The organism is Kitasatospora sp. NPDC007106 (assembly GCF_040634455.1).
Taxonomy (GTDB): domain Bacteria; phylum Actinomycetota; class Actinomycetes; order Streptomycetales; family Streptomycetaceae; genus Kitasatospora; species Kitasatospora arboriphila.
Map to the genome: position 1 here is coordinate 1 of NZ_JBEYFP010000214.1, position 9,160 is coordinate 9,160.

At 73.6% G+C, this 9,160-nt stretch carries 9 protein-coding genes; 2 read left to right on the top strand and 7 right to left on the bottom strand.

Annotated features, from left to right (window positions below; translation table 11 throughout):
- Positions 1-630: YsnF/AvaK domain-containing protein (locus tag ABZ641_RS18155; protein WP_359982953.1), on the top strand; the 630-nt coding region annotated here is incomplete at its 5' end.
- Between the two features lie 190 nt (positions 631-820).
- Complete coding sequence (locus ABZ641_RS18160; RefSeq protein WP_344624319.1) at positions 821-2,308, top strand: MFS transporter; 1,488 nt, start codon at positions 821-823, stop codon at positions 2,306-2,308.
- Between the two features lie 175 nt (positions 2,309-2,483).
- On the opposite strand, the gene ABZ641_RS18165 is transcribed toward ABZ641_RS18160, so the two are convergent.
- From ABZ641_RS18165 to ABZ641_RS18195, 7 genes are all read right to left on the bottom strand, one after another.
- Positions 2,484-3,902, bottom strand: a complete 1,419-nt coding sequence (locus ABZ641_RS18165; RefSeq protein WP_359982955.1) for a DNA polymerase IV — start codon at positions 3,900-3,902, stop codon at positions 2,484-2,486.
- A 93-nt stretch (positions 3,903-3,995) separates the two neighbouring features.
- Positions 3,996-4,697 (bottom strand): ElyC/SanA/YdcF family protein, encoded by a 702-nt coding sequence (locus tag ABZ641_RS18170; protein WP_344624321.1) that lies wholly within the window; start codon positions 4,695-4,697, stop codon positions 3,996-3,998.
- Between the two features lie 101 nt (positions 4,698-4,798).
- Positions 4,799-5,482 carry a MerR family transcriptional regulator gene (locus tag ABZ641_RS18175; RefSeq protein WP_359982958.1) on the bottom strand — a complete coding sequence of 228 codons (684 nt, stop codon included), beginning with the start codon at positions 5,480-5,482 and terminating at the stop codon, positions 4,799-4,801.
- Positions 5,483-5,807: 325 nt separating this feature from the next.
- On the bottom strand, positions 5,808-6,281 hold the full coding sequence (locus tag ABZ641_RS18180) for a bifunctional nuclease family protein (protein WP_263106328.1): 474 nt from the start codon (positions 6,279-6,281) through the stop codon (positions 5,808-5,810).
- Between the two features lie 95 nt (positions 6,282-6,376).
- Complete coding sequence (locus ABZ641_RS18185; RefSeq protein ID WP_344624334.1) at positions 6,377-7,126, bottom strand: MerR family transcriptional regulator; 750 nt, start codon at positions 7,124-7,126, stop codon at positions 6,377-6,379.
- Positions 7,127-7,188: 62 nt separating this feature from the next.
- Entirely contained in the window at positions 7,189-7,731 is a 543-nt protein-coding gene (locus ABZ641_RS18190) for an FHA domain-containing protein (protein WP_344624323.1), read from the bottom strand.
- Positions 7,732-8,269: 538 nt separating this feature from the next.
- On the bottom strand, positions 8,270-9,160 hold an 891-nt coding region (locus tag ABZ641_RS18195), incomplete at its 5' end, for a DUF881 domain-containing protein (RefSeq protein WP_359982962.1).

Sequence of the window (9,160 nt, forward strand, 5' to 3'; positions counted from 1 at the left end):
CCGACCGCCGCGCACCGGCCCGAGCGGCCGGAGCGGCAGCAGGGCGGCGAGGCCTCGGCGCAGGGGCCGGTCGAGATCGTCTGCCGCGAGGAGCGGCTGGACATCAGCACCGAGTGGCACGTGCTGGGCACCGCCCGGCTGCGCAAGTACGTCACCTCGGAGGCCGTGGAGCGCCGGGTGCCGGTGGTGCGGGAGCGGATGCGGGTGGAGCGGGTGCCGGTGAGCGACGCCGAGCGGGCCGCGCTGAGCGACCAGGAGATCGCCGAGGCGGTCGAGGAGGTGACCCTGCGCGAGGAGCGGGCGGTGGTGCGCAAGTACCTGGCCCCGGTCGAGCGGGTGCGCCTGGTGGTGGAGCGCTACACCGAGGAGGAGCTCGTCCGCGAGGAGCTGCGTCGCGAGCAGGTCGAGGTGCACGACGGGACGGCGCGCCAGCCGTACGGCCCCCAGCCGGCCGACCGCGCGGCGGCCACGACCGCCTCCACCACGGCGACCACCGCGGCTGCCGCGACCGGGCCCGCTCCGGCCGGTGGGCAGCCGGCGCCCGCCGCGTCGGGCCAGGCGCCCGTCCAGGTCGCGGCGCGGACGGCCGCGGCGCAGCCTGCCCGGCCGGAGCCGCTGCACCCGGTCTGATCCTCCGACGGCAGGACGTCCCCGGGGTCCCGGTCCGCTGCGGCGGTCCGGGACCTGCGCTTTGCCAAAGCTTCACCGATCGATATTTGACAGACTGAAGTATTGGCCTGCATCGTTACTTCAGTTCATTCACTATCGCTCGCCTGAAGCAGTGACCGGCTTCCGGCGACCCAACGGGAGGAAACCCACCGTGAGTGAGGCCCCACAGCCCGCCGCCACGGACGAGAAGCCGAGCAGTGCGCGGGTGCTCCCCGCGCTCGTGCTGGCCATGCTGGCGTTCAGCGTGGTGCAGACCGCGGTCGTGCCGATCCTGCCGTCGCTCGCCAAGGAGCTCGACGTCTCCGGCTCCAGCATCACCTGGCTGATGACCGCCAACCTGCTCTCCGCGGCCGTGCTCACGCCGCTGCTCGGCCGGTTCGGCGACCTCCGCGGCCGCAAGCCGATGCTGCTGGTCTCGCTCGCCGGCCTGGTCGCGGGCTCCGCCCTCGCGGTCGGCACCCACTCCTTCACCTGGCTGGTCGTCGCCCGCGTGCTCCAGGGCGCCGGCGGTGGCGTGCTCCCGCTCGCGATCAGCATCGTCCGCGACGAGCTGCCCAAGGCCAAGGTCACCGGCGGCGTCGCCGCCATCAGCGCCTCCATGGGCGTCGGCAGCGGCCTCGGCCTGGTCGCCACCGGCCTGCTGCTGGAGCACTGGAGCTACAAGTCGATCTTCTGGATGGGCCTGGCCTTCGGCATCATCGCCGTCGCGCTGGTCGCGATCCGCGTCCCCAAGGACCCGGTCGTCGACAAGGAGGGCGGCGCCGACCCGCTCGGCGCGCTCACCCTGGCCGGCTGGCTCTCCGCCCTGCTGATCGCCGTCAGCCAGGGCAACCACTGGGGCTGGACCTCCAACCGCACCCTCGGCCTGTTCGCCGTCGCCGCCGTGGTCGCCCTCGTCTGGATCCTCATCGAGGTCAAGGTCAGCCACCCGCTGGTCGACATGAAGATGATGTCCCGCCCGGCCGTCGCCTTCACCAACATCTCCGGCCTGCTCATGGGCTTCGGGATGTACGGCTCCTTCATGGTCATCAGCAACTTCGCGCAGACCCCGGAGAAGCTCGCCCACTACGGCTTCACCGCCACCGTGCTGCACGCCGGCATCATGCTGCTGCCGTCCGCGCTCGGCTCGATGGTCGCCGCCCCGCTCGGCGCCCTGATGATCGCCCGCCGCGGCCCCCGCCTGCCGCTCGTCGCCGGCGGCCTGCTCGGCGCCGTCGCGATGGCCTACCTCGCCGTCCGGCACAGCCACGAGATCGACATCTACCTCGCCTCCGCCGTCTTCGGCCTCGGCGTCGGCCTCGCCTACGCGGCCATGCCCGCCTACATCAACGGCGCCGTGCCCGCCGAGCAGAGCGGCATCGCCAACGGCATGAACGCGGTGCTGCGCACCGTCGGCGGCGCCGTCGGCACCGCCGTCATGGCGGCCATCCTCACCGGCGACACCATGAAGCTGCCGATCCCGATCGCCCTGCCGACCCTGACCGCCTACGAGCACGCCTACTGGACGGCCGCCGTGATGTGCGTGGTCGCCGGCCTGGTGCCGTTCGCCATCCGCCGGATCAAGGCCGCCGACCTCCCGGCCGCCACCCCGGCCGAGGCCACCCCCTCCAGCCCCGAGCTGGCCAAGACCGACGCCTGACGAGGCGTCTCCCTCGCGCCAGGGGACGAGGCGCGAGGGGGGCCGGGCCCCGTGGACGGTTGTGGGCATGCGACCGCGGACACGGCCCGGCCCCGCCGAGCGGCCCCGCACTGGGACGGTGCGGGGCCGCTCGCCATTTCCACCGGCGTCCCGGGCGGCCTTATGAGCCGGGAGCTCAGGCCCGGCGCAGCGGCAGCGGGTCGGACGGCTCCAGGTCCGGATCGTCGACGGCGAAGGTCCGCACCCGGCCCGGCGGGTCGTACGGCGTCTCGAAGCGCACGGTGACCCGGCCGACACCACTGCCCTGCACCCAGCCGGGACCGTGCTCGGCGTGGTGGACGTCCTGCCCGGGCAGCCAGCGGCGCAGTGCCGGCGGCACGGCCGGAGCCGTGTCGGCGGCATCCGCTCCCCCGACCTCCGCCGACGCCACCCCCGCCTCCACATCCGCTTCTGCTTCACCCGCCGCTGCCACCTCCACCTCCACCTCCGCGGTGTGCGCGGCCTGGGCGAAGAGGTCCTCCTGCGTGTAGTCGGCCAGCTGGGAGACGCCCACGCCGAGCAGCCGCACCCCGCCGGTGGTGTCGACCTGCAGGGCCAGCCGGCGGGCCGTCTCCGCGATCACGCCCTCGTCGTCGGTGGGGGCGCGGAGCGTCTCGGAGCGGGTCAGGGTGGAGAAGTCGAAGCGGCGTACCTTCAGCACCACCGTGCGGCCGGAGCGGCCCGCCGCCCGCAGCCGCTTGACGCAGCGGGCGGTGAGCTGGTCGATCTCGTGCAGGATGCGGTCGCGGTCGGCGAGGTCGACCTCGAAGGTGTCCTCGACCGACACCGATTTGGCGTCGCGGTCGGGCACCACGGCCCGCTCGTCGTGGCCGACGGCCATCAGGTGGATACCGGTGCCGTGCGCCCGCCCCAGCAGGTGGACGAGCTCGGCCTCGCCGGCGTCCGCGAGGTCTGCCACGGTGGTCAGGCCCGCGCGGCGCAGCGTCTGCTCGGTGGCCGGGCCGATCCCGGGCAGTGCGCGGACGGGCATCGGGCTGAGCATGGCCCGCTCCGAACCGATCTCCACCAGCACCAGGCCGTCCGGCTTGGCCTGCTCGGAGGCGATCTTCGCCATCAGCTTGGAGCCGGCGGCGCCGACGGAGGCGGTGAGGCCGGTCCGTTCGAGAATGTCGGCGCGCAGGTCCTCGGCGACCGCGAGCACCAGCTGCGCGCCGGTCTCCGGGTCGACCTCGGCGAGTGCGGGGCCGTACGGGCCGGCCTCCAGGTCGACGAAGGCCTCGTCGAGGCTCAGCGGCTCGACCAGTGGGGAGCGTTCGCGCAGCAGGGCCATGACGATGTCGCTGTTCTGGCGGTAGGCGGCGAAGCGGCCGGACAGGAAGGCGGCGTTCGGGCAGAGCCGGCGCGCCTGGGCCATCGGCATGGCCGAGTGGACGCCGAACCTGCGGGCCTCGTAGGAGGCGGTGGCGACGACGCCGCGGCCGCCGAGGCCGCCGACCACCACGGGTTTGCCGCGCAGGCTCGGCTTGGACGCCTGCTCCACCGCGGCGAAGAAGGCGTCCATGTCGAGGTGGATGATGCTCGGCACAGTCCGCACACCGCGATCATCGCGCACGGCTGTGACAATCCGTTCGAGGCGGGCCGCCCCCGGTCCGCCTGGCCCTGCGCCACCGCCTCGGCGGTGTCCGCGCTACGGCTTGGCGGCGTCCGCGAGCGCGCGGGTGACCCCGGACTCGGTCGCGCCCAGGAACTGCGGGTCGGGCCGCAGCCAGGCGTCCAGCGCCGCCTTGCCGGCCCCAGGGATCTCCCGCAGTCCGCCGTAGTACCAGGTGGTGTCGTGCGGCTCGTCCACGGCGACGGCGTACGCGTCGATGCCGGCCGCCTCGCACAGCGCCAGGGCCCGTCGCACGTGGAAGCCCTGACTGACCAGCAGGGCGTGGTCGACGCCGAACACCCGGCGGGCCCGACTGCAGGAGTCCCAGGTGTCGAAGCCGGCGTAGTCGCCGACCACCCGGACGTCGGGCACCCCGCGGTCCGTCAGGTAGCGGCGCATGGCGTCGGTCTCGTCGTAGGCGGTGGTGCTGTTGTCCCCGGTGACCAGGATGGCCCGCACCTTGTGCTGCTGATAGAGGTTCAGCGCCGCGTCGAGCCGGTGCGCCAGGTACGGGGAGGGCTCGCCGCCGAAGAGCCCGGCGCCGAAGACCACGGCCACGGGCGCGGCCGGGGCGTCGGCCACCGTACGGACCCGGCCGCCCTCGCCCGTCCACAGCCAGGTGCTGGGTGCGAGCCCGAGGGCGCTGACGAGAACGGCGGCCTGGAACCAGCGCCGCCGACCGGTGCGGTCGCCGAGCCCGGGGATCCGCCGCAGCCGCGCCACGGCCTTGCGCAGCACCTTCACATCCTTGATCGACACATCTGGCGGGACGCCGGCCGGGGCCGGTGCGGTTCCACCCCGGGCATGGCCTGTCGCCGTGTCAGACCGCGTTTGCGGTGTCAGACCGCGCGGTTGCGCCGCTGGGCGAGCTCGTCGGCCGGGTTGTGGCCGACCAGGGTCTCACCGGTGTCGGTGCGCTCGGCGTGCAGCCGGCCGAGGGCGGTCTCCAGCTCCTGCCAGACCGCGCCGACGGCGATGCCGAACATGCCCTGGCCGCCGCCGATCAGGTCGACGACCTGCTGCGGGCTGGTGCACTCGTAGACGGTGGCACCGTCGCACATCAGGGTCAGGCCGGTCAGGTCGGCGGGCTCGGCCGCCTGGAGGTGGGCGACGGCGACGCGGATGTTCTGCAGCGAGACGCCGGCGTCCAGCAGCCGCTTGACGATCTTCAGCAGGAGGATGTCGCGGAAGCTGTAGAGCCGCTGCGCTCCGGCCGGGTAGGCGGTGCGGACGCTGGGCTCCAGCAGCCCGGTGCGGGCCCAGTAGTCGAGCTGACGGTACGTGATGCCGGCGGCCGCGCACGCGGTCGGCCCGCGGTACCCGACCAGGGCGGAGGTCGGCGGGATGCGCTCGATCTCGGGCTGCCCGGCCTGGACGGCGGGGAAGCGGCCCACCCGGGGCAGTTCGGACTCGGCCGGCTCGGCCGGGACCTCCCGGCCCCGCGCAACCGGTCCTCGGGCGGCGCGCGGCAGGTGCACGGCGCACAGGCCCCCGGCGGTGGCGTCGTCGCCGTTACCGCTCATGCCTGCCTCCGTCCACTCGGTCCTGCGGCTCTCCCGGCGCCGGACGGCGCAGGCCGACCGGAACCTCCCTTGACGGTAGGCAGTCACCACAGGCCCGTCAACGATCGCCACGCCGGGGCTCCGGTCGGATGTCACTCCGAAGAGTGGTTTTTCGTGCCCTTAGTGTGGGTAGGAGGGGCCGCTTTTGCAAAGCGCGGTTGCAGCGCCCCGGAGCGCGCAGTACGCGCGCCCTCCGCGGGCGGCGCCGCCTCGGGCGCCGCTACTGCCGACCCGCCGCAACAGGCCGCCGCAACAGGCCGCCGCTACAGCGACGCAACGGGCCGTGCTACTGCTGGCCGCCGCCGAAGTCCTCCGGCGAGACCTGGTCGAGGAACTCGCGGAACTTCTCGACCTCGTCCTCCTGCTCGTCCGGGATCGCGATGCCCGCCTCGGCGAGCACGTTCTCGCTGCCGTAGATCGGCGTCCCGGTCCGCAGCGCCAGCGCTATGGCGTCCGAGGGACGCGCACTCACCTCGACACCGCCGGAGAAGACGAGCTCGGCGTAGAAGACGCCCTCCCGCAGGTCGCTGATCCGAACCTCGGTGAGCTGCTGGCCCAGCGCGTCGAGCACGTCCTTGAAGAGGTCGTGCGTCAGCGGCCGCACCGGGGTCATGCCCTGCTGCGCGAAAGCGATTGCGGTCGCCTCGCCGGGGCCGATCCAGATCGGCAGGTACCGATCGCCCCCGACCTCCCGCAGCAGCACGATCGGCTGGTTGGAAGGCATCTCCACCCGGACACCCACGACGTCGAGCTCATTCACACTGGCAACCCTATGGCGCGCGCCGCCGATAGGAAAGCGCAGTCCTTCCGGCCCTGGTCAGCAACGCGGCCCCGGGGTGTCGTCGGCACCGGCGCTCAGTTCGGCCGGGCCCGCAGGCCCGCCTGCACCATGGCCGCGTGCAGCCGGACGGAGAGCGTGGCCAGCTCCCGGGCGGTGGTCTCGGCGTGCGCCCGGGTCTGCGGGTTGCGGTGCCGGCGCAGCGGAGCCACCACCTGGTCGACCAGGGCCACCTCGCGCTCCGCGGCGGCCTTCATGGCCCGCAGGTGGCGCGGCTCCAGGCCGTACCGGCCGAGCTCGGCGACCAGCCGGGCGATCTGCAGCGCCTCCCCGTCGTAGCCGCCGTCCGGCCCGGCCGTGACCAGGCCGTAGGACTCCCACTCGAGGAGCTCGCCCTCCTCCGCCTCGGCCGCGGCGAGCAGCTCCGCCCGTCCGAGCCGCACCCCGGCTACCGCGCCGGACGCGGCGCCGAGCTCCCGGTCGGCCTCCTCCAGCGGGCCGGGCCGGGCCTCCGGCGCGGGCAGTGCCGGAGGCGCCTCGCCGCGCTCGATGGCGTCCAGGTGCTCGCGGATCACCCGCAGCGGCAGGTAGTGGTCGCGCTGCATGCGCAGCACGTACGCCAGCCGTTCGACGTCCCCGGCGCTGAACTTGCGGTAGCCGGACGGGGTGCGCTGCGGGTCGACCAGCCCCTCCGCCTCCAGGAAGCGGATCTTGGAGATGGTGACCTCGGGGAAGTCGTCCCGGAGGAACGCCAGGACGGCGCCGATCGAGAGCAGCTCGTCGCCGCCCCTCCCCCGTGCCTCGGCCGCACGGCGTGTGGCGGGCACGGGGGTGGCCCCGAGGGTGGTGGGAGGGTTCGCGGTCACTCGGGCTCCTGCCGATGTCGGATTCAGTACCCCCGGACGTGGCCGGCGAAGAACACCAGCCGGTACTTGCCGATCTGGACCTCGTCGCCGTTGCTGAGCGTGACCTCGTCGATCCGCTCCCGGTTGACGTACGTGCCGTTCAGGCTGCCGACGTCCGCGACCGAGAAGCCGCCGCCGGGCAGCCGCCTGAACTCCACGTGGCGGCGCGAGACCGTCACGTCGTCCAGGAAGATGTCGCCCTGCGGGTGGCGGCCCGCGGTGGTCACGTCCGAGTCGAGCAGGAACCGGCTGCCGGAGTTCGGGCCGCGCTGCACGATCAGCAGGGCGGAGCCCGGCGGCAGGGCGTCGATCGCGGCCAGCACCTCGGGCGACAGCGCCGGGGTGGCGCCGGTCGAGGTGGCACCGGGCTCGTACGACTCGATCCCGGAGATCGAGATGGTCGACGTGGTCTCGGCAGCCCTCTCCGGCACCGGCGCGCTGCGCAGCGCCGTCCCGCAGTTGGAGCAGAACCGGGCCGTGACCGGGTTCTGGTTGCCGCACCGCGGACACGGGGAGGTGCCAGCCATCGTCACAGCCTCCTGGCTCGGCACACCCTGCTGGACGTGCCCGGCGTAGGGGTCCGGGGTAAACCCTCCACCGGAGGTTGAGGGTGCTGCCGGGAAACCTATGCGCGGCGCGCCACCCGATTCAACCGACGCGCCGTAGCCCCGGGCATTCCCCTCGTACGGAGCCGCGCCGTGGCCGTCGCGGAACAGCGGGCGCTCGGCGTACTGGTCCGCCTCGGGCGCGGGCCGCATGCCGGGGACGGCGGCCTCCTCCCCCGGGTGGCGGTGGCGCGCGGTGGGCGCGTCCGCCGACTCCTGGCGGTTGTTGCGGCCGAAAAGCTTCGAGAACAGACTCACGGGCGAATCCCCTTGCGTGTGACAGACCCGCCCGCGGGGCAGGGTGACAGGCTCGGACAGGCAGCTGGCCCGGCATCCGGCCGGGCCCGAGCAGGCGGCGGAGCGCACCGCCGGGGTGGAACATCCCAGTGTGCCTCAGGCCGCCCGGCGGCGCGCCACCGGGGGCCGCGCGTACCTGACGGACCGTAGGACAGTCGAGCCGTCACTTCGCCGCCGGCTTGCCGTACTGCAGCGGCTTCGGCGCTGCGAGCGCGTCGACGACCACCTTCTGCTGCTGGGTGATGACCGCGGTCGCCTGTTCCTTCTCCAGGGTGCGGACCACGCCGCCCGGGATGTTCAGCGCGGGCGTCAGGTCCTGGGGGTTGCCCACGACCGTGAAGCGGAACGGCTGCGACACCTTCTTGCCGTCGATCTGCACACCGCCGTCGGCGCCGTCGGTGAAGTAGGTGCCGGCCACGACACGCACGTCGTTGATCTGAATCGCCTCCGCTCCCGCCGCTCGGAGTTCCTGCAGGGTGTCCAGCAGCATATCCGCCTTCACCTGCCCCTGGGGATCATTGATCGTCAAGACGATTCCCGGCCCGGTCGCCTGCTCCGTGCCGGCGAGCACACCCAGCTCGGTCGCCTTCTTCCTGGTCTGCTCCTGGGCCTCCTTGGCCTGGTTGGAGCTGTTCTCCAACTGGGTCAACGACTGCTCCAGCTGCGTCTTCTCCTGCTGGAGACGCTGCTGGCGGCTGTCCAGTTCGTCGAGGATGCGGACGAGATCCTCCTGGCGGGCCCCGCGCAGCTGGTTGTGGTCGTTGGTGGAACGCACCTGGATCGCCAGACCCAGGCCCAGCGCGAACAGCAGCACGGCCACGACGAGCTGGCCGCGGGAGAGCCGCGGCGGCCAGAGCGCACCCCGCAGCCTGCGGCGCGAGTCGGCCGGCGCACCCGGGTCCGCCGACTCGGGCTCCTCCGCCTTCTCCGCCTTCTCCGCCTGCGCGGCCGGCTCAGCGGTGGGCTCAGCGGTGGGCTCAGCACCGGCCTCGGCCTCGGACGGGCAGGGCTCCGTGCTCCCGTCCGCCGCGGGGGCCCGGGCAGGCTCCGCGGC

What these genes read in the sequence shown, in the direction of transcription:
- ABZ641_RS18175 (WP_359982958.1), bottom strand. Translation starts at nt 5,482, where the DNA reads ATGAGCGGTAACGGCGACGACGCCACCGCCGGGGGCCTGTGCGCCGTG.
- ABZ641_RS18190 (WP_344624323.1), bottom strand. Translation starts at nt 7,731, where the DNA reads ATGGCTGGCACCTCCCCGTGTCCGCGGTGCGGCAACCAGAACCCGGTC.